Origin of the sequence: Methylocystis sp. IM3 (genome assembly GCF_038070105.1) — a bacterium.
Lineage (GTDB): Bacteria > Pseudomonadota > Alphaproteobacteria > Rhizobiales > Beijerinckiaceae > Methylocystis.
The window spans coordinates 2,581,106-2,599,864 of sequence record NZ_JBBPBZ010000002.1 but is presented as its reverse complement, the minus strand read 5'-3'; the positions used below and the strand labels follow the sequence as shown (position 1 = coordinate 2,599,864).

20 protein-coding genes are annotated in these 18,759 nt (G+C 65.3%); 11 read left to right on the top strand and 9 right to left on the bottom strand.

From position 1 onward, the window contains the following. Positions 1 to 60: 60 nt before the first annotated feature. From WOC76_RS14640 to cysQ, 4 genes are all read right to left on the bottom strand, one after another. Positions 61 to 1,080, bottom strand: coding sequence for a hypothetical protein (locus WOC76_RS14640; RefSeq protein WP_341105867.1), 1,020 nt, complete (start codon positions 1,078 to 1,080; stop codon positions 61 to 63). After that, entirely contained in the window at positions 1,073 to 1,960 is an 888-nt protein-coding gene (locus WOC76_RS24360; RefSeq protein WP_445730618.1) for an ion channel, read from the bottom strand. Before WOC76_RS24360 ends, WOC76_RS14640 begins: the two co-directional genes overlap by 8 nt. Positions 1,961 to 2,035: 75 nt before the next feature. After that, the gene (locus tag WOC76_RS14625) at positions 2,036 to 2,626 is read right to left on the bottom strand and encodes a DUF1134 domain-containing protein (RefSeq protein ID WP_341105869.1); all 591 of its coding nucleotides are present in this window, start codon (positions 2,624 to 2,626) and stop codon (positions 2,036 to 2,038) included. 147 nt (positions 2,627 to 2,773) lie between these two features. Continuing rightward, on the bottom strand, positions 2,774 to 3,604 hold the full coding sequence (gene cysQ, locus WOC76_RS14620) for a 3'(2'),5'-bisphosphate nucleotidase CysQ (protein ID WP_341105870.1): 831 nt from the start codon (positions 3,602 to 3,604) through the stop codon (positions 2,774 to 2,776). Positions 3,605 to 3,791: 187 nt separating this feature from the next. Between cysQ and chpT the strand changes: the two genes are divergently transcribed. Next, on the top strand, positions 3,792 to 4,481 hold the full coding sequence (chpT, locus tag WOC76_RS14615; RefSeq protein ID WP_341105871.1) for a histidine phosphotransferase ChpT: 690 nt from the start codon (positions 3,792 to 3,794) through the stop codon (positions 4,479 to 4,481). Positions 4,482 to 4,660: 179 nt separating this feature from the next. Then, a complete protein-coding gene (locus tag WOC76_RS14610) occupies positions 4,661 to 5,026 on the top strand; it encodes a response regulator (RefSeq protein WP_341105873.1) in 366 nt (121 codons plus the stop codon). 93 nt (positions 5,027 to 5,119) lie between these two features. On the opposite strand, the gene ctrA is transcribed toward WOC76_RS14610, so the two are convergent. The 3 genes from ctrA to WOC76_RS14595 all read right to left on the bottom strand — a co-directional run bounded on the left by ctrA (position 5,120) and on the right by WOC76_RS14595 (position 8,091). Next, on the bottom strand, positions 5,120 to 5,821 hold the full coding sequence (gene ctrA, locus WOC76_RS14605; protein WP_341105874.1) for a response regulator transcription factor CtrA: 702 nt from the start codon (positions 5,819 to 5,821) through the stop codon (positions 5,120 to 5,122). Positions 5,822 to 6,176: 355 nt separating this feature from the next. Then, positions 6,177 to 7,355 (bottom strand): hypothetical protein, encoded by a 1,179-nt coding sequence (locus tag WOC76_RS14600; RefSeq protein ID WP_341431469.1) that lies wholly within the window; start codon positions 7,353 to 7,355, stop codon positions 6,177 to 6,179. 91 nt (positions 7,356 to 7,446) lie between these two features. Continuing rightward, positions 7,447 to 8,091, bottom strand: a complete 645-nt coding sequence (locus tag WOC76_RS14595; RefSeq protein ID WP_341431468.1) for a TetR/AcrR family transcriptional regulator — start codon at positions 8,089 to 8,091, stop codon at positions 7,447 to 7,449. A 315-nt stretch (positions 8,092 to 8,406) separates the two neighbouring features. Between WOC76_RS14595 and rpmH the strand changes: the two genes are divergently transcribed. The 9 genes from rpmH (at position 8,407) to dapE (ending at position 15,866) form a co-directional block, all read left to right on the top strand. Then, positions 8,407 to 8,541 (top strand): 50S ribosomal protein L34, encoded by a 135-nt coding sequence (rpmH, locus tag WOC76_RS14590; RefSeq protein WP_165052887.1) that lies wholly within the window; start codon positions 8,407 to 8,409, stop codon positions 8,539 to 8,541. A 14-nt stretch (positions 8,542 to 8,555) separates the two neighbouring features. Continuing rightward, entirely contained in the window at positions 8,556 to 9,023 is a 468-nt protein-coding gene (gene rnpA, locus WOC76_RS14585) for a ribonuclease P protein component (protein WP_341105881.1), read from the top strand. Beyond that, a complete protein-coding gene (gene yidC / locus WOC76_RS14580) occupies positions 9,020 to 10,798 on the top strand; it encodes a membrane protein insertase YidC (RefSeq protein ID WP_341431467.1) in 1,779 nt (592 codons plus the stop codon). The genes rnpA and yidC overlap by 4 nt, the downstream gene beginning before the upstream one ends. Positions 10,799 to 10,847: 49 nt before the next feature. Next, on the top strand, positions 10,848 to 11,504 hold the full coding sequence (yihA, locus tag WOC76_RS14575; protein WP_341388821.1) for a ribosome biogenesis GTP-binding protein YihA/YsxC: 657 nt from the start codon (positions 10,848 to 10,850) through the stop codon (positions 11,502 to 11,504). A gap of 69 nt (positions 11,505 to 11,573) precedes the next feature. Continuing rightward, positions 11,574 to 12,443 carry an acetylglutamate kinase gene (gene argB / locus WOC76_RS14570; RefSeq protein ID WP_341431466.1) on the top strand — a complete coding sequence of 290 codons (870 nt, stop codon included), beginning with the start codon at positions 11,574 to 11,576 and terminating at the stop codon, positions 12,441 to 12,443. A gap of 83 nt (positions 12,444 to 12,526) precedes the next feature. Next, positions 12,527 to 13,258, top strand: coding sequence for a pyrimidine 5'-nucleotidase (locus tag WOC76_RS14565; RefSeq protein ID WP_341108760.1), 732 nt, complete (start codon positions 12,527 to 12,529; stop codon positions 13,256 to 13,258). Positions 13,259 to 13,344: 86 nt separating this feature from the next. Further along, entirely contained in the window at positions 13,345 to 14,202 is an 858-nt protein-coding gene (dapD, locus tag WOC76_RS14560) for a 2,3,4,5-tetrahydropyridine-2,6-dicarboxylate N-succinyltransferase (RefSeq protein ID WP_341108761.1), read from the top strand. Next, positions 14,202 to 14,681 (top strand): hypothetical protein, encoded by a 480-nt coding sequence (locus tag WOC76_RS14555; protein ID WP_341105885.1) that lies wholly within the window; start codon positions 14,202 to 14,204, stop codon positions 14,679 to 14,681. The genes dapD and WOC76_RS14555 overlap by 1 nt, the downstream gene beginning before the upstream one ends. A gap of 18 nt (positions 14,682 to 14,699) precedes the next feature. Further along, complete coding sequence (gene dapE, locus WOC76_RS14550; RefSeq protein ID WP_341105887.1) at positions 14,700 to 15,866, top strand: succinyl-diaminopimelate desuccinylase; 1,167 nt, start codon at positions 14,700 to 14,702, stop codon at positions 15,864 to 15,866. A 12-nt stretch (positions 15,867 to 15,878) separates the two neighbouring features. On the opposite strand, the gene WOC76_RS14545 is transcribed toward dapE, so the two are convergent. Both WOC76_RS14545 and WOC76_RS14540 read right to left on the bottom strand, forming a co-directional pair. Next, positions 15,879 to 16,280, bottom strand: coding sequence for a hypothetical protein (locus WOC76_RS14545; protein ID WP_341105888.1), 402 nt, complete (start codon positions 16,278 to 16,280; stop codon positions 15,879 to 15,881). 256 nt (positions 16,281 to 16,536) lie between these two features. After that, positions 16,537 to 18,753 carry a transglycosylase domain-containing protein gene (locus WOC76_RS14540; protein ID WP_341105889.1) on the bottom strand — a complete coding sequence of 739 codons (2,217 nt, stop codon included), beginning with the start codon at positions 18,751 to 18,753 and terminating at the stop codon, positions 16,537 to 16,539. Positions 18,754 to 18,759: the final 6 nt, after the last annotated feature.

Below are 18,759 nucleotides of genomic sequence, written 5' to 3'. Positions count from 1 at the left end.
GTGGCGGGAGTGACGTTCGCGGCTCTTGTCCCAAAGCGCGGCCGGGCGGTCAAGCCGCCGTCACTCGACCCGTTCGGGCGCGGTCTCGGCGAGTTCGGCGACGCGCGTTCCGAATTCCGTGAGCGCGTCACGCAGCGCGGCCACGTCTCCCTGGGCCGCCGGCTCCCCCGCTGCGCCATTGCGGCGCTGATGCGCGCGTTCGGCGCGCAACGCCTCGACCGCGCCGTGCAGCATGGCGTTGTCGGCGCGGGCGGATTCGAGCCTGTCGGCGGCGTTCCGGGCCTCGCCGCGTGCGAGGCGCAGGGCGTTCTCGAGCGACTCGACCTCATTACGCCGGCGCTCCTGCTCGGCGGTGAGTTCGGCGCGGGTCTCCTCACGCTCCTTGGCGACGAGACGGTTCTCGCGCTCCGCTGTCTCGAGCTCCTCGGTCTTGTGGGCGAGATGCTTGGCGAGCCCCGGCACGCGCGCGGCCTCGGCGGCGACGCGCTCATGCTCCTGCTTCAATTCCTCCAACTCGCGCTGCAATCTAGCGGTTTGCTCATGCAGCGCCCCGATCCTCGCCTCATGCGCCACGACGCGGCTGGTCTGGACGTCCTTCTCGCGGCCGAGCTCTTCCTTGTCCGATTCGAGCAGGCGGAGGCGCTCGACGTCGCGGTCGGCGCGTTCGGTCATTTCGATGAGGGCGAGTTCGGTGGAGCGCAGAAGATCGGTGCGCTCGGCGAGCACCTTCCTGGCCTCGCTCAGGGCGATCGCCATGTCGCGATTGTCGGCCTCGGCCTTGCTCAGCTGCGACTCGGCCTGGGCGACGCGCGCCGCATGGCGGCCGATGGCGGCGAGGTCGAAGGCCTTGGAAGCCTTCACCGACTCCATCTCCTGCTCCATCCGGCGCTCGCGAACGGCGAATTCGGCCCGCAGAAGGTCTCGCTCCGCAATGACCTCCTCCATGGACATGGGCGCGAGCATTTGCAGCCGCCGCATCGACAGGCGCATGGCCCGCCGCCAGAAAGCGGGCAGAAAGAGGAGCGTGATCAGCCCGGCGACGAGAAAGCCGAGCGCGAAATACATTGCCTGTTCAATCAAGACGCCAACCTCGCGCCGCCGCGCGCCCCATCGCCGGCGGGACGCGCGCAAGAGTGCCACGATTGGCCCGTGAAAGCAAAGACCGGCCCCGGTTTATGCCAAAGGTTGGGCCGCTTCGCGGGTGTCGTGGAACCGGGAATAGTCGATCGAGACGAGTCCGGTCTCGCTGAGGTCCATGATATCGACGTAATCGCGGCCATAGAGCGCGTCGGCGATCGGATAGTCGCGTCGCGCCCGCAGCGTCTGGCTGGCGGTTTCGTCGTGTCCCTCGAAAATGAGGATGAGGCTCGCGTCGCTTTCCGCGAAATCCTGCGCCGTCCAGCCGTGAAGCGGGCTCGCCTCGTCGATGAAACCGGCGGTAGAAGACGCCTTCCTTCGAATATTCGGACCGCATGAGCCAGAGCCTGGCGCTGGTGTCCACGATGACGTTGTGACGCTCATTGGCGAAGCGGATCATCAGCGTCCTGGCGCCGTCGAACATGGCGACGACGGGAGCGCGCGCGAACAGCACCCGTGCGCGGGGCTGGGTGAAGCGGGTGAAGATCAGGCCGGTGGTGACGGCGAGGGCGCAGACGCCGATGAAGGCGCCAATGGCCGCAACGGCGTGGCCATAGGGCGTCCTGGGGTGCATGTCGCCATAGCCGACAGTGGCGAAAGTCTCCATGCTGAAGAAGAAATAGTCGAGGAAGGCGCCGGGCCGCGCATTGGCGACAGGATCGTCCCCCAGCATGTAGAGCGTGGCGAAACAGAGGTTGCAGAGGACGAAAACCAGCGCTGCGCCAATGAAGAAGGCGGGCCAGCGGGCCGTGACCGCATGGTGATGAAGATCGCCCCAGAAACTCTGGCGCAGCCCATGCGTGACGGCCTCGCGATCGCTCAAGCGCAGACGCCGCGGCGGCGCGCGCTTTGGCGACGCATCAGGGACGCGGCGCCCTTCCTTGCCGGCACAGGCGCCTCAGAACGGGTTCCAGGTCGATTCCGGTGTGAATTTCAGATAGCTCAGGGCGAGGCCGAGCCGGGCGCCAAGGCCCGCGCGCACCGGCATGACCACGACCTCTTCATTGTTGAGCGCGGTGAAGCCCAATCCGCCCACGAGATAGGCCGAGCCGTTGACGCCCGCATAGCGGCGGTAGATCGAGTCTGTGTCCGGAAGATTATAGACGAGCATCATCGTGCGATCGCCGTCGGCGCCGGCGTCGAGTCCGATGGAGGGTCCCTGCCAGAACACCGACTTTTGGCCGGCGTTTCGGGTGAACATCTTGCCTTCGCCGTAACGCAGGCCGCCGACGAAGGCGCCGCCGGCCTCCTGGCCGAGAATATAGGCGTTGGGGCGGCCCCATTTCCTGTTGGCCTGTTCCAGGCCGTCGGCGAGCCCGCGCGAAATGGACCCAAAGAAGCGGTGTCCATTCTCGACGATTTCGCCGCTCGAATAGGCTTCCGGTCTTTGCACGGCGCGCGCCGCGCCGGGAAGGGCGGCGGAGGCCGCGGCGGAGGCCGCGAGGCGGAAGAGATCGCGGCGGGACGAGGGACGATGCCAGGCGCTCATGATCGCTTTGAACTCCAATACGCAGACAATGACGGGCCTCGCGGACGGGCCTCGCGACGGTTCGCCGCAGAATGCGGCCGCCGCGCGGCGCCGTCGCGTCAGGGGTGCGGCGGGCTTTGCGCGCCCGGCGAGAGTCGCGCGCCGTCGTTAATAAAGGCTTGCCGCGGCGGGATCGCCCCAGGCGACAAAGGGGCCGTTGCGATAATTCGCCGCCGACTTGTCGTAGAGAAGCGGCACGCCCGACGCGGCGAGCGTCACGCCGCCGGCCGCGCGCAGAATGGCGTCCCCTGCGGCCGTGTCCCATTCCATGGTGGGGCCGAAGCGCGGGTAAACATCGGCGACGCCTTCCGCGATAGCGCAGAATTTGAGCGACGATCCGACCGAAAGACGCGCCGCCACCGGCAAGCGCGCGACGAAGGCGAGCGTCTCAGGGTCGAGGTGCGATTTGGAGACGAGTGCAGCCAAACCGCCGGCGGGCGCCTTGCGGGTGCGCAGCGACCGCCAATCCTGCGGCGCGGGCAGGCGACCACCCGGGGGCGCCTCGGCCACGAAGCCGTCCACACCGGCGAACCAGACGCGGCCCTGCGCCGGCGCCGCGATCGCCCCCACGATCGGCGCGCCATCGGCGATCAGCGCGACGTTGATCGTGAACTCCGGGCTGCGGGCGAGAAATTCGCGCGTGCCGTCGATCGGGTCGATGAGCAGAAAGACCCTGCCGTGCGCCGTCGTTTCGCCACGAGCGGCCTGCTCCTCTGCAACCACGGGCAGGCGGGGCATATCGCGCGCCAGGGCGGCGAGCAGATGATCCTCGACGCGCTGGTCGGCCTCGGTGACGGGCGAACTGTCGTTCTTGAGCCGCGACGCGATCCGAGGGCGCGCCAGCACGTCCATCGCGAGCGCGCCCGCTTGGGCGACGAGATCGCCGAAGCGGCGCGCGAGTTCCTGGCGCTCCGACGGCGCCGCGTAACAGTCGATCATGCGCGCCCTTTCAGGCTTCGTTTACGAACAAAGGGCGCGCAATTTGCAATCCGTGCGGCCGCGGCTACCCTTGCGCCAGACGAAATGCACTGATTCGTCGCATGCGTGCCTGTTCGCGTTCTACAGCAAAAGATTCGGACGGGCCTCTTCATCAGCAAGCGGCGCCTCGCGCCATCGGGATTGCCCAATGACCAACTTCTCGCTCGACGCTCTCGATCTCGCCGCCTTGCTGTCGTCGCGGGTCTGCCACGACGTGATTTCACCCGTCGGCGCGATCGTCAACGGGCTCGAGGTGCTGGAAGAGGAAAAGGACGCCGAGATGCGCGGCCATGCGCTGGCGCTCATCAAATCCTCGGCGAATGAAGCTTCGGCGCGCCTCCAGTTCTGCCGCCTCGCCTTCGGCGCGGCCGGCTCGAAGGGGGCCTCCATCGACACCGGCGACGCGGAGACCGTCACCCGCCAGCTTCTCGCCGATGAGCGCACGCAGCTCAATTGGAGCGTTCCGCGCGTCCTGATGTCCAAAAACAAGGTGAAGCTGCTTCTCAATCTCTGCCTGCTGGCCGACGGCGCGATCCCGCGCGGCGGCGTGATTTCCGTCTCCTGTCTGGGAAGCGACGACGCCACTTCCTTCAAGGTCGAGGCGCGCGGCGTCAATGCGCGGGTCGCGGCGCATATCCCGGCGCTGCTCGCCGGCGAGGCGGAAGACAGCGCCGTCGACGCCCGCGCCATCCAGCCCTATTACACAGGTCTCGTCGCCAAGGCGTGCGGTCTCGAACTCGCCGTCTCGACCGACTCGGAGCTGGTCAGCATCGAAGCCCGTCCGGCCATGGCGTCCGACGGAATGCCCAGCGCGGCGCCGCAAAGCGCGGTTGCCTAGGTCAAGACGCTTCCGCTTCTTTAACCGGACGCGCCCATACTGCGCCGCGTCGCCGCGAAACGCGGCGGACGGGGTCGCTTGGGCGCGTTTTTTTGGCCGTCGGCGTCAGCCCTGATTTCATTTTGCAGCGATTGCGGCGCGCCTCCGTGAGGGCCCGCGTCCCCAAAACGGGAGAGCAAATGAAAGAAGTTCTTGTGGTCGACGATTCATCCGTCATTCGCAAGGTCGCGCGCCGAATCCTCGAGGGGCTTCATATGCGCACGAGTGAAGCCGCAGACGCGAGGAGCGCGCTTGTCGCATGCGAGAAGCGCATGCCCGATGGCATCTTGCTCGATTGGAATATGCCGGAAATGGGCGGCGTCGAATTCCTGATCGCGCTGCGCCAGATGCCGGGCGGCGCCGCGCCAAAGGTCGTTTTCTGTACGTCGGAGAATGATGCGGGACATATTGCGCGCGCGATGCGCGCGGGCGCGGACGAATATATGCTGAAGCCGTTCGACCAGAACCTCTTGAAGGCGAAATTCGAGGAAATTGGCCTGGTCTGAGGCAGGGAGCGCCTTCGCGCCCCAAGTGTAAAAGCCAAAGGGGCCATGTTCGCACGATATGCGAACATGGCCCCTGCTTTTTTGTTCAGCCTATCAAGCGGTGATACGCTCGTCGGCTTCGTTGGGCTCACGCAGAACATAGCCGCGGCCCCACACCGTCTCGATGTAATTGCGGCCGTCGCTGGCGTTGGCGAGCTTCTTGCGGAGCTTGCAGATGAAAACGTCGATGATCTTGAGTTCCGGCTCGTCCATGCCGCCATAGAGGTGATTGAGGAACATCTCTTTGGTGAGCGTCGTGCCCTTGCGCAGCGAGAGCAGCTCGAGCATCTGATATTCCTTGCCGGTCAGATGCACGCGCACGCCGCTGACTTCGACGGTTTTCTGGTCGAGATTGACGATGAGGTCGCCTGTGGCGATGACCGACTGCGCATGACCCTTGGACCGGCGGACGATCGCATGGATGCGGGCGACGAGCTCGTCCTTGTGGAAGGGCTTGGTGAGATAGTCGTCGGCCCCGAATCCGAGGCCTTTCACCTTGTCTTCAATTCCTGCCAGACCGGAAAGAATGAGAATGGGCGTCTTTACCTTCGCGACGCGCAGCGAGCGCAGAACCTCGTAGCCCGACATGTCGGGCAGGTTCAGGTCCAGAAGGATGATGTCGTAGTCATAGAGCTTGCCGAGGTCGATGCCTTCTTCGCCGAGATCCGTCGTATAGACGTTGAAATTCTCGGATTTGAGCATGAGCTCGATGCTCTGAGCCGTCGCGCTGTCGTCTTCGATCAATAAAACGCGCATGTTGGGTCCCCACCGAGCTCCATTAATCAACGACACGGCGCCGCATCGGGCGCGCATCGGCCGCAGGCCAGCCCCCTGGCTTGCAGCTCGTCCCGTCTAGTTTCCGACGGTAAGCGGAATTGGTTAATAAACCTTCACTTGCGCCCGCTCTGGCGCCCAAAGTCTTAATCCGGGCGCAGGCGAGTAACGCGCGAGACGCAACTCAGGTTGGGCGGGCGACTGGGGCTCGCGGTATCGCGAATCAGCCGCCACGATCCATCTATACGCCCTCGCGACTCGCGGGCGCAAAGCCAAAAATTTTCAATTCGGGGAACTGCGGAGCCCCGGCGCGTAAGTCGCTGCCGGAGCATATTTTTTAATCTTCGTCGCCGCCCTGGCCGGGCAGAAGGACGATGCAGTTGGGATTGAAGCCTGCCTTTTTGAGAACGTCGACGGCGCCCGCGGGCTTCATCGCCGTCAGATCGACGACCGTCACGGAGCCGTCGTTCAGTCCGGGCAGATTGAGCAGGCTGTTCTGCACGAAGGCATAGCGGCCGTCGGGCGAGAAGACGAGGTGATGTGCGCCTTCGGCGGCCGGAACGCTTGCGATGAGCCTCGGCTTTGCCGTGTCCGCAATGTCGAAGACATTGAGCGCGCCGGGCTTGGCGGTGGTGACGTAAAGCCGGTCGCCCGCCGCGCTGAATTCCATCTCGAGCGGCATGGCTTGTCCGATGGTCGAGAAATCGAAGGCGCGGTCGAGGTCGAGCCTTTTCTCCGTCTCCCGCCAGACGCCGGTCCAGAGCGTCCCGCCGCCCATATTGGTGACATAGGCCGTCTGCGGCGTCCGCTTGGGAACGAAGGCCGTCTCGACCGGCGCCTCGCCGGAGGGCGAGGGCTTGTTCGAAACTTTTTGCGTCGCCAGAAGCTTTCCCGTCGAAGCCTCGACGAGAGTGATGGTCTCGCCCGCCCGCGTCATGTCCGCCGGATCGACCGTGCTGGTGACGACCAGAAGGTCGAGGTTGTCGTTGAGCGTCAGCCCGTGCGGGTTCTTGATGAAGGGCCGGGCCGGCTCGCCCGGCTTTGGCTCCGGGGCGGCGATGACGGCGAGCGTCCGATTGGTCGCCGCGTCGCCCATGATCACATTGCTCGAGCCCATGCAGCTCAAAAACCAGCGCCGCCCGTTCGCCGTGAAGACCATGTCTTCTCCCACCTTGCAGTCAGGAACAGCGACGATCTCGGGGTTTTCCGGGAGGCGGGCGACATCGAAGACCGCGATGGCGCCGCGCCCGAGCGAGGTGACATAAGCCTTTGTCTTGTCGTGGTTGAAATAGATGTGATGGGCGACAAAATCCGGCGGCAGCGGGGCGTCCTTCACGATCTGGTTGAAGCGGGGCGACGCGGGGTCGATGTCGATGATGGCGATTCCCTCTCGCCGGGGCGCGATCCCCGGCTTGCTCTCATAATTGAGCGCGGCGAGCAGTTCCGCTCGGGCGGGCGTACCCGGCGCGGCGGCCAGGCGCGCCAGGCCAAGGAGCAGGGCGGTGGTATTCTTCATGGTCTCCTCCTGTGATTATTAATAGACCGGTCGGCTAGTTTGACGGCGTGACAATGTCGGCCCATGTCCGATTGGTCGATCTCCTGAAGAATTAGGGCAGGGGGGCGCCGGCGCCTTCGGGACGGCGTGAAGGCGGCGGATCCAGGCGGCAGGCGCCGAGCAGGGTCGATTCGACGAAAGACTTGAGCGGTTCGGCGGAGCGTTCGATCTTCATGCGCAGCAGGGCGCCCTGCCAGCCGTCGAAGAGCAGGTCGGCCATGGCGCGGGCGTCGCGGTCGCGGCGCACGGCGCCCTCGGCCTGCGCTCGGGCAAGGCCCTGGGCCATGAGATCGCGATAGCGGTCGACAGCCTTCTTCAGGGCCGCGCGGGCGGCCGGACTCGAATCGCCGATTTCGCCCATGAGATTGCCGAGCAGGCATCCGCCCGAAAAATCGTTGGCCTCGAGTTCCTGCGCGAGGTCGCGAAAATAAGCGACAAGCGCCTGGAGGCCATTGAGGCTCGGATCCGCCAGCCTCTCGTTCAGCCGGCGGAGAAAAGGCGCCAGATAATGCTCGATCGCCTGTGCGCCGAACTCCTCCTTGCTGGCGAAGTAATAATAGAAGGAGCCCTTCGGCACATTCGCCGCTTTCAGGATGTCGGCGAGGCCGGTCCCGTGGTAGCCGCCGGCCAGCATCATCGCGACGCCCTTGTCGAGCAGGCGCTTTCTTGCGTCATCGGAGGCGTTGCAGATGGACATGCGGTAATTATTAGACCGGTCGGCTATAAAGTCAACGGAGCGCTCGTTGCGCCGTGAGGGCGGTTCGCGAGCCTGGCGCGGTCGTCCCCGGATTGTCCGCGACTGTCCGCAGATTGGCGGAAAAGGCCGGGCCGCGTCATTGACTTGCGCTGAGCGTTTCTCCTATATGCCACGCGCGGCGCCGCTCCGAGAGGGGCGGCGTCCATCTGTTTTGCCCGCCCGGCGCCTCGCGCGCGTTTTTGCGAGAGGTTTCGACGGGGGAAGGAAGACGGGCCGAGGCCGAAAGGCCTTAAGGATCGCCAGCGGAGAAGTTTCGTGAAAAGAACCTATCAACCCAGCAAAATCGTGCGCAAGCGCCGTCATGGCTTCCGCGCGCGCATGGCCACTGTCGGCGGCCGGGCCGTGATCGCGGCGCGTCGCGCGCGCGGCCGCAAGCGCCTCTCGGCCTGAGCCGGCTCGGCGGAATGACGAAAAAGGCGGACGGCCAGATGACGACGGACGCCCCCGCCAAACCGCTGACCCTGCACAAGAAGCTGGCGCGTCTGCGCCGGCGTAAAGATTTCGTGCGTGCGTCGAAGACCGGCGCGCGCTTTTCGGCGCGTCTCTTCACCCTCCAGATGGCGGGTCGCGACGCGACGGAGGAAGTGGTCGGATCAGCGGCGGAGGCTCGCTTCGGTTTCACAGTGACCAGAAAAGTCGCGGGAGCCGTCGGGAGAAATCGCATCCGCCGCCGTCTCAAGGAGGCGCTCCGCATCAGCGGGGGCCTTGGCGCGCGGCCCGACCGCGATTACGTGTTTGTCGCCCGGCGGGGAGCGCTCGACGCGCCCTTTGCTGACATCGTCACACAAATGGCCGAAGGTTTCGCGCGGCTCGACGAGCGCCACGCCGCGAATCAACGGCGGAAACAGAAAGACAGGCCTGCGGCGTCATGAACGAAAACACCAAGAACATGCTCATGGCCGCAGCGCTCTCGTTGGTCTTCATCGGGCTGTGGGATTATTTCTACGCCTTCCCCGAGTTCGAGCGGCAGAAGCAGGCGCAGACCCAGCAGATGAAGCTGGCCAAGGCGCCCAAGCTCGGCGCGCCCGAGCAGGCTGGCGCAGCCGCGCCGGCGAGCCCCCTTGCCCGAACGCGCGAGGAAGCTCTGGCGCTGAGCCCGCGCGTTACGATCGACACGCGCTCCATCGCCGGCTCGATCGCGCTGAAGGGCGCCCGCATCGACGACGTGTCTCTGAAGCAGTATCGGCAGACCGTCGATCCCACGAGTCCGATCATCACGCTGCTTTCGCCCGAATATGGGCCCAACGCCTATTTCGCCGAAATGGGCTTCGTGACGGGCGAGACGGAGAACGCTCCCGCTCTGCCGACGACCGAAACATTGTGGACGGCCGATTCCGACAAGCTCGCCCCCGGCAAGCCGGTGACGCTGACCTGGGACAATGGCCATGGCCTCGTCTTCAAGCGCGTCGTTGCGGTCGACGACGAATATCTCTTCACCGTCAAGGACAGCGTCGAGAACAAGTCCGGAAAGCCCGTCGCGCTCTACAACTATTCGCGCGTCAATCGCATCGGCCGCCCGCCGTCGTCCGGATACGCCATCCTGCACGAGGGCTTTACGGGCGTGATCGGCGACAAGGCCGAGGAACTCAACTACGACAAGATCGAGAAGGAGCCCGAGGCCACCAAGACCTTCAAGGGAGTCGGCGGCTGGGTCGGTCTGACCGACAAATATTGGGGCGCCGTGGTCGCTCCCGACCAGAATACGCCGGTCGAGGCCCGCTATGTTGCCATGGGCGGCGCGACCAAGACCTATCAGGCCGCAACCGTCACCGAGCCGAAGACGGTCGAGCCCGGCGCGACGGCCGAGACCACGACTTACGTCTTCGCCGGCGCCAAGGAAGTCGATACGCTCGACGCCTACAAGGCCAATCCGGGCCTGAAGCGCTTCGATCTGCTCATCGACTGGGGCTGGTTCTATTTCATCACGCGGCCGATGTTCCGCCTGATCGACTTCCTCTATCGCGTGCTCGGCAATTTCGGCCTCGCCATTCTGGCGGTGACGGTCATCGTGAAGCTCGCCTTCCTGCCGCTCGCCAACAAGAGCTACAAGTCGATCGCCAAGATGAAGGAGATTCAGCCCAAGATCAAAGAGCTGAAAGAGAAATACGGCGACGACAAGCACAAGTTCAACATGGAGCAGATGGAGCTCTACAAGCGGGAGAAGGTCAATCCCGCGAGCGGCTGCCTGCCTGTGCTGTTGCAGATCCCGGTGTTCTTCTCGCTCTACAAGGTGCTCGTGGTCACGATCGAGATGCGCCACGCGCCCTTCTTCGGCTGGATCAGGGATCTCTCCGCGCCCGATCCGACGAATATCTTCAACCTCTTCGGTCTGCTGCCCTTCGATCCGACCCATGTCGCGATCTTTGGACCCTATCTCGCCCTCGGCGTCTGGCCGCTGGTGATGGGCGTCACGATGTGGCTGCAGATGAAGATGAATCCGGAGCCGACGGACGAAATCCAGAAGACCATGTTCGCCTGGATGCCGGTGATGTTCACCTTCACCATGGGCGGCTTCGCCTCGGGCCTCATCATCTACTGGTCGTGGAACAATCTGCTCTCCATCATCCAGCAGGGCGTCATCATGAAGCGCGCCGGCGTGAAGTTCGAATTGTGGGACAATCTCCGCAAGACCTTCGGCATGGCCTAAGGTTCGAGCGGCCGGGACGACCTCCCGGCCGCAACTCTTTTGAAGCGACATGACCGAAGAGCCCGACTTTCTCGAAGACGGCCGCATCCTCTTCGCCGGCCCCTGCGAATTCATCTTCGCAAGCGTCAAGGCGAGCGATCTGCCCCCTCTCGGCCCGCCGGAGATCGCCTTTGCCGGCCGCTCCAACGTAGGCAAATCCTCGCTCCTCAACGCGCTGACCAACCGCAAGACGCTCGCGCGCGTCTCCCATACGCCGGGGCGCACGCAGCAGCTCAATTTCTTCGCGCTGGGCGGCTCGCCGGGGGCCGAGCGTTTGCGGCTCGTCGACATGCCCGGCTATGGCTATGCGGCGGTGGGCAAGGAGAAGGTCGCGAGCTGGGGCGTGCTGATGCGCGACTATCTGCGCGGCCGCGCGTCGCTCGCCCGCGTCTTCGTGCTCATCGACGGCCGGCGCGGGGTGAAGCCGGTAGACGCGGAAATGCTGGACCTTCTCGATCAGTCCGCCGTGTCCTACCAGGTGATCCTCACCAAGCACGACGAACTCAAGCCGGCCGCACGCGCGGAGGTCATGGCGGCGACGGCCGAAGCCCTCTCGAAACGCCCGGCCGCCTTTCCCGAGATCATCTTCACTTCCTCACACACGGGGGAGGGGATAGAAACGCTGCGGGGCGCCGTCGCGAAGCTTCTCGCCGAGCGGGGGGCTTGAACATGAAGGAACGAAGGGGCTAGGTCGCTTCGCCCCCTTTCGCGCATCGTCAACCGTCAGGACGCCTAAATGACCACCCCCCCCGCCGACAGCGCGCTCGAACAGGCCCGCATTCTGATGCAGGCGCTGCCCCATATGCAGCGTTACGACGACGCCATAGTGGTGGTGAAATATGGCGGCCACGCCATGGGCGACGATCAGGTGGCGCGCGACTTCTCACGCGACATGGTGCTGCTGGAGCAATCGGGCGTCAATCCGGTCGTGGTGCATGGCGGCGGGCCGCAGATCGGCGCGATGCTGAAGCGCCTCGGCGTCGAGTCGCGTTTCGCCGACGGCCTACGCATCACCGACGGCGAGACCATGGGCATCGTCGAGATGGTGCTCGCCGGCGCCATCAACAAGCAGATCGTCGGCTATATCAATGCCGAGGGCGGCCGCGCCATCGGCCTGACCGGCAAGGATGGCCGCATGGTGACGGCCAAAAAACTCGAACGCTCGGATGGCGTCGATCTCGGCTATGTGGGCGAACCCGACAAGGTCGATACGACGGTGCTCGACCAGGTGCTCGGCCGCGAGCTGATCCCGGTGCTGGCGCCGGTGGCGCAGGGGCCGGGCGGGGCGAGCTTCAACGTCAACGCCGACACTTTCGCCGGCGCCATCGCCGGCGCGCTCGGGGCCAAGCGCCTGCTGTTTCTGACCGATGTGCCGGGCGTGCTCGACAAGAACAAGAAGCTCATCCAGGAGCTGAAAGTCGCCGACATTCCGGGCCTCATCGCCGACGGCACCATCACCGGCGGCATGATTCCCAAGGTCGAGACCTGCATGTATGCGATCGAGCGCGGCGTCGAGGGCGTCGTCATCCTCGACGGCAAGCTCCCTCACGCGGTGCTCGTGGAGTTGCTGACGGACCACGGCGCCGGCACGCTCATCACACGGTGAGTGCCCCTCCCTGTCCCTCTCCCGCAAAGCGGGGGAGGGGGCGCCGATCGCTTCCAGCGTCGTGAGAAGAGGCGGCTTTCGTGATCAAACTCCCAATCGACAGACCTCACGGCGAAGGTGGGGACGGCTCCCTCAAGGATCGCTTCTCCCACATCGACACATGGGTGTTCGATCTCGACAATACGCTTTATCCGCAAACGGCCGACCTCTGGCCCAAGATCGACGCGCGCATCACCCTCTTCATGATGCGGCTTTTCGGGCTCGACGCCATTTCGCTGCGCGCGCTGCAAAAGCACTATTACCAACGCTACGGCACGACTCTGCGGGGGCTCATGATCGAGCACGCGGTCGACGCGGAGGTTTTTCTGCGGTTCGTGCATGACATCGACCGCTCCTCGCTGGCGCACAACCACTCGCTCGCCGAGGCGATCGCCGCGCTGCCGGGCCGCAAGCTCATTCTCACCAATGGCTCGCGCCACCATGCGATCGAAACGGCGAAGCAACTGGGGATCGACCATCTCTTCGAAGACGTCTTCGACATCATAGCCGCCGACTTCATCGCCAAGCCCGAGGAAGGCGCCTATGAGAGATTCTTTTCCCGGCTGAAGGTCGACCCGAAACGCGCCGTCCTTTTCGAGGATATTCCCCGAAATCTCGTCGTTCCCCATGCGCGCGGGATGACGACCGTGCTGGTCCTGCCGGAGGCTGGGGGGACGGTCGAACGGGAAGCCTGGGAAATCGCGACCGGCGACGAGCCGCATATTGATTTTGTAACGGATGATCTGGTGGGGTTCCTGGAGGAGCTGACGAAGTGAGCCTGCGGCCCGGACGCCGGCACGGTTGACTCCCCCCGCCGTATCCCTACAACCGGCGCAGCTTTTCGCTTCTCAATGGGACATTCATGCCGCACACGGGACTCGAGACCCTCATCACCGCCGCCTTCGAAGACCGGGCGAACATCAATGCCGAGACCCAGGGCGACATCCGCCGCGCCGTCGACAGCGCGCTGCGGCTGCTCGACTCGGGCAAGCTCAGGGTCGCCGAGAAGATCGAGGGCGCGGAGGGGCCGGAGTCCTGGAAGGTGAACCAGTGGCTGAAAAAGGCCGTGTTGCTGTCCTTCCGCCTGAATGACATGTCCGTCATTCCCGGCGGGCCGGGCGGCGCCACCTGGTGGGACAAGGTACCCTCGAAATTCATCGGATGGGGCGCTTCCGAACATGCCGCGGCGGGCTTCCGCTCGGTGCCGGGGGCCATCGTGCGCCACTCGGCCTTTGTGGCGCCGGGTGCGATTCTCATGCCCTCCTTCGTCAATCTCGGCGCCTATGTCGACGTCGGAACCATGGTCGACACCTGGGTGACGGTCGGCTCCTGCGCCCAGATCGGCAAGAATGTGCATCTCTCGGGCGGCGTCGGCATCGGCGGCGTGCTGGAGCCGTTGCAGGCCAATCCCACCATCATCGAGGACGACTGCTTCATCGGGGCCCGCTCGGAAGTCGTCGAGGGCGTCGTCATCGGCAAGGGTTCGGTCCTCTCCATGGGCGTCTTCATCGGCGCCTCGACCAAGATCGTCGACCGCGCCACCGGCAAGATCCATGTCGGCTATGTGCCGCCCTATTCCGTCGTGGTTTCGGGGAGCCTTCCCGGCAAGCCGCTCCCAGACGGGGCGCCGGGGCCGTCGCTCTATTGCGCGGTCATCGTGAAGACCGTCGACGCGCAGACGCGCTCCAAGACGGGCATCAACGAGCTGCTGAGGGACTGATGGCGATCGACGGCGAGCGCATCCGCTTTCTCTACCGCACCGAGCAGGGCCGCATCGACCGCGCGACCTGGCTCAGGGGCGCGGGTGCGCTCGCGGCGGTCATCGCGCCCTTCTTCCTCATCTGGCTCGCGCTCGCGCCCTATACGGACCACGACCTCGCAAAAGACCCGTTCTTCGTGCCCATGACGGCCGTGGCCTACGCCTTCGTGATCCTCTATTCCTTCGTGATCCTGCTCGTCGCCGTGAGCTATGTGAACCTCTCGGCCAAGCGGTTTCGCGATATGGGCCGCGCCGCGCCCGTCGCGCTCGCCGGCCTCGCGCCCTTCGTCGCTCTCGTCGCCGGGGCGACGCATTGGTTGCAGCCGCGCGTGGCGGAGGTGATGCCGCGCTTCTGGGTCTGGGGTGCCGACGCTGTGCTCGTCGCCGTGATCGTCTGGACGATTTACGAACTCGGGCTCAAGAACAACGCCAACTCCTGAGCAGAGGGCTTTCTGCACATGTCCGTGTCTCGCGCCGTTTCGCTTACTCGCGATCTCATCCGCCGTCCCTCGGTCACGCCTCAGGACGCGGGCGCGCTCGATGTGGTGGAGCAGGCGTTGAAAAGCGTCGGCTTCGAGACGCACCGGCTGTTGTTTACCGAGCCCGGCACGCCGGATGTGGATAATCTCTTCGCCACGATCGGCTCAGGGGCGCCGCATCTGGTTTTCGCGGGCCATACCGACGTCGTGCCGACGGGCGACCTCTCGCGCTGGAGCCACGATCCTTTCGCCGCCGACATTGTCGACGACAAGATCATCGGCCGCGGCGCAAGCGACATGAAAGGGGCGATCGGCGCCTTCCTGGCCGCGACGCTCGATTTCATCCAACGTCACGGGCCGCCGAAGGGCGCGCTGTCCTTCCTCATCACCGGCGACGAGGAAGGCCCGTCCATCAACGGCACCGTGAAGATGCTCGACTGGGCGCGGGCGCGCGGCGAAAAATTCGATCACGCCATCGTCGGCGAGCCGACGAATGTCTCGGCGCTGGGCGACACGATCAAGATCGGCCGCCGAGGCTCTCTCAACGGCAAGATCCGCGTCACCGGCAAACAAGGCCATGTCGCCTATCCGCATCGCGCCGACAATCCCGTGCCGGCGATCGCGCGGATCGTCGCGGCGTTGTCGACGCATGAGTTTGATCGCGGAACGGCGCATTTCGATCGGACCAATCTGGAAGTGTCCTCGATCGACGTCGGCAATCCGGCCGTGAATGTCATTCCGGCCGAGGCGCGCGCGCAGTTCAATGTGCGTTTCAACGACGCCTGGACGCTCGAGACCCTGCGGGAACGCATCGACGGCATCGTGAAACAGGCGGCGGGCGCCGCGAGCGTCGAGATCGAGTTTCTGCCGAGCAACGCCGTCTCCTTCATCACCCAACCGGGCGAATTCACCGGACTCGTCTCCCGTGCGGTTCGGGACGTGACCGGGCTGGAGCCGGAACTGTCGACGAGCGGCGGCACGTCCGACGCCCGATTCATCACGCGCGAATGTCCGGTGGTGGAGTTTGGCCTTACGAATGAGACCATCCACGCCATCGACGAAAACGCCCGCGTTTCGGATATCGACGCGCTGGCGGCGGTCTATCTGAAGATACTCGAATCTTATTTCGCGCCGCGGCTCGGCTGACGGGAGCGTCTCCTAATTGAAGCGCCGGAGAACGGCTTGCCTTTCGGGGCGACGGCGGATAAGCGAGGGTTCGAGTTCGTGCGGGGCGTCGAAGAAGGCGCGAACTTCCTGCGGCACATAGGCAAGCTTCTCATTCAGCAGAGAAACCGCCAGGGCGACGCTCTCCTCGATGTTGAGGCCGCCGAGTTCGACCCATCCTGCGCCGAGGCAGGTTGATAGATGGTCGAGTTCGTCGCGCTCGATCATCGGATTGCTCGAGTCCAGCGGCAGCTCTTCGGACGCGACGCCCAGAGCCCGGGCGAGGGCCTCCAATGGCGACTCGCCCTCGCGCCAGCCTCCAACGTAATAAGCCAGAACAGCGCGCTTGGAGCTGCGCCATTCGCGGTCGATCCGAGTCCAGTCGTGTCTAACCACGCTCCACTCCACCCGCCTTCAACGCTTCAAGCCCATGCGAAACTTTTCCCGTCAGTCGGGCGGCAAGGACTCGTTACTGGTGATTTCAAGGAACTCCTGCGCGAGTTCCGAAAAGACCGTTTAGCGGGCGGGCGTCGCCGCGGATAGGCGCCTTTTTGGCCATATGCCTATCATCTGATAGGCGTAAGTTGATCCCCTAAGAGAATACCGAGGGGCCGCCTCTTGCGGTTGCAGCCTCTGCGCGAATTATCCATCCTTATTCTATCGTCACGCGTATCGGCCTCGAAGCGACAGGCGCCAGCGCCAGTCTTGCTTGAATGCGATGCGCGCCCGGCGTCATGGGCCAGAAGACCGTTTCATCCGCCTGCGCGAGCGCGATGGGCGCGCCGTCGACGATCCAGACGATTTGGGAGGCGGGCGCGCCATTGGCGAGTTTCAGCGCCAGCCTGTTGAGCGCCGCCGGCTGCTCCGGATTGCGCCACACATGCATATTGTGTTCGGGCGTGGCGATGACGAGCGCCTCCGCCTCCGCGGTCGGCTGCTGCTCGAAAGGCGTCGGCGCCGGCGCGGAGGGAGCGGCGGCGATCTCGTCGGGCTTCACCCATTCGCGCAAGGCCAGCGGGCACGCCGCTCCGGCGTCGGCGCGGCAGAGATCGACGGCGATGCGCCCCGGCGGCGGTGGGAAGCCTTCGGGCGCGATTTCGCCGGGCTTTGCGCCATGCAGGCGCGTCATCACCGCATGGGCGAGGCGTGCGGCGGAACCGGCGCCCGTGAGACCGTGCATGCCATTGGCGTCGGCGCGTCCGATCCAGACGCCGACGATGTATTTGTGCGAGAAAGCCAGCGTCCAGGCGTCGCGGTAGCTCTGCGAGCTGCCGGTCTTCACCGCGACGGCGAAGGGATATTCCAACGGCCCGTAACGCGGGAACGAAGGCAGACGCGCCTGTGGGTCGGAGAGAAAGGACGTGACGAGCCGCGCCGTGTCGATCGACATCACGCGACGCGGCGCCGGCTTCCGCTCATCGGCGGCGAAGGAAAGTTCGCGCATCACGCCATCGTCCGCGAGCGCCGCATAGGCGCGCATCAGATCTTCGAGCCGCGTCGGCAGGGCGCCGATCGCCATGGAGACGCCGAAGCTCTCGGCCGGCGCATCGAGATTGTGCAGGCCGAGTTCGTGCAGAAAATCGAAGTTGGCGAGGAGCCCCGTCCGGCGCAGGAGATTCGTCGCCGGCACATTGCGCGAATTGGCGAGCGCCTGGCGCGGCGTCATCGGGCCGAGATAGAGCCCGTCCGCATTGGCGACGCCGGACGCGCCCTCCGGAATATCCTGAAGAAGATCGGTAGGAGCGAGCGCGCCGCGCTCCAAGGCGAGCGCATAAACGAACGGCTTGAGCGTCGAGCCCGGCGAGCGCATCACGCGCGTGAAGTCGAAGGCGCCGGCGCGGGGGTCGAGATAATCGGCGGAGCCGACGTCCGCGACGACGGCGTTGGAGCCGCGATCGGCGACCATCACCGCAACCTGCCGCGCGCCCGCGTTGCGAAAGATCGAGAGATAGCGCCGCGCGAGTTGCGTGGTTTCGCTTTCGACCGCGAGGTCGATCGTCGCGCGAATGCGGGGATCGTAGGGAGACGCCGGCCGCACGCGGCCCTCGCGCGCCAGACGTTCGTAACGCAACGCGAGATGCAGCGACTCGGGACGCCGCCTCGGCTCATAGGGCAGCATGGCTGAAAGCTCGCGGCGCGCCAGCGCGGCTTGCGTGGCGTCGAGAGCCCCATCCTTTTCGAGGAGGTCGATCGCGTGACCCGCGCGCGCCACGGCGAGCCGCAGACCGCTTTCGCGCGTGATGTTCATGCGCCCCGGAGATTGCGGAATGGCCGCGAGCAGCGCCGCCTGCGCCCAGGAGAGATCGTCGACCGGCTTGTCGAAATAGAAGCGAGCCGCATGGGCGACGCCATGGCTGCCGAGACCATAGGGCGCGAGGCGCAGATAATGGGCAAGCGTGGCGTCGCGTCCGTTCCGGGCGACCAGGGCGAGGCCGGTCGCCGCTTCCCGCAGTTTGTTGAACAGCGTGCGCGGCCGAGGGGCCTGCATGTGGGCGACCTGCATCGCGATGGTGGAGGCGCCTTCCATGCGTTTGCGACGCGCGAGATTGTTCCACAGCGCCCGCAGCACCGCGCGCGGATCGACGCCCGGATGCGCATGAAAGCGCCGGTCTTCGAGAATGAGCGTCGCGCGCGCCATGCGCTGCGGAATCTGTTCGAGCGGCCAATAGCCATAGTCGATCCGCTTCGCCCCGTTCGCGTCGCGCGTCACATGACCGATCTGCGTCAGAAAGACGCCGTTGCGGTCATGGACGATCGGCGTTGCTGGCGGCGCGTCGAGCGAGGCGCGCCCCGCCGCGTCTTTCGCCAGAAGAGCTGCGCCGCAAAGCGTCGCAAGGGCGGCGCAGGCGAAAAGGGCGCGGCGTCTCATGACGTC

Bases quoted from the DNA above. Each gene is read 5' to 3' on its own strand.
- WOC76_RS14610 (WP_341105873.1), top strand. From the start codon at position 4,661: ATGAAAGAAGTTCTTGTGGTCGACGATTCATCCGTCATTCGCAAGGTC.
- ctrA (WP_341105874.1), bottom strand. From the start codon at position 5,821: ATGCGCGTTTTATTGATCGAAGACGACAGCGCGACGGCTCAGAGCATC.
- rnpA (WP_341105881.1), top strand. From the start codon at position 8,556: ATGACGAAAAAGGCGGACGGCCAGATGACGACGGACGCCCCCGCCAAA.
- argB (WP_341431466.1), top strand. From the start codon at position 11,574: ATGACCACCCCCCCCGCCGACAGCGCGCTCGAACAGGCCCGCATTCTG.
- yihA (WP_341388821.1), top strand. From the start codon at position 10,848: ATGACCGAAGAGCCCGACTTTCTCGAAGACGGCCGCATCCTCTTCGCC.
- dapD (WP_341108761.1), top strand. From the start codon at position 13,345: ATGCCGCACACGGGACTCGAGACCCTCATCACCGCCGCCTTCGAAGAC.
- yidC (WP_341431467.1), top strand. From the start codon at position 9,020: ATGAACGAAAACACCAAGAACATGCTCATGGCCGCAGCGCTCTCGTTG.
- WOC76_RS14595 (WP_341431468.1), bottom strand. From the start codon at position 8,091: ATGTCCATCTGCAACGCCTCCGATGACGCAAGAAAGCGCCTGCTCGAC.
- WOC76_RS14625 (WP_341105869.1), bottom strand. From the start codon at position 2,626: ATGAGCGCCTGGCATCGTCCCTCGTCCCGCCGCGATCTCTTCCGCCTC.
- cysQ (WP_341105870.1), bottom strand. From the start codon at position 3,604: ATGATCGACTGTTACGCGGCGCCGTCGGAGCGCCAGGAACTCGCGCGC.
- WOC76_RS14555 (WP_341105885.1), top strand. From the start codon at position 14,202: ATGGCGATCGACGGCGAGCGCATCCGCTTTCTCTACCGCACCGAGCAG.
- dapE (WP_341105887.1), top strand. From the start codon at position 14,700: ATGTCCGTGTCTCGCGCCGTTTCGCTTACTCGCGATCTCATCCGCCGT.
- WOC76_RS14600 (WP_341431469.1), bottom strand. From the start codon at position 7,355: ATGAAGAATACCACCGCCCTGCTCCTTGGCCTGGCGCGCCTGGCCGCC.
- WOC76_RS14540 (WP_341105889.1), bottom strand. From the start codon at position 18,753: ATGAGACGCCGCGCCCTTTTCGCCTGCGCCGCCCTTGCGACGCTTTGC.
- chpT (WP_341105871.1), top strand. From the start codon at position 3,792: ATGACCAACTTCTCGCTCGACGCTCTCGATCTCGCCGCCTTGCTGTCG.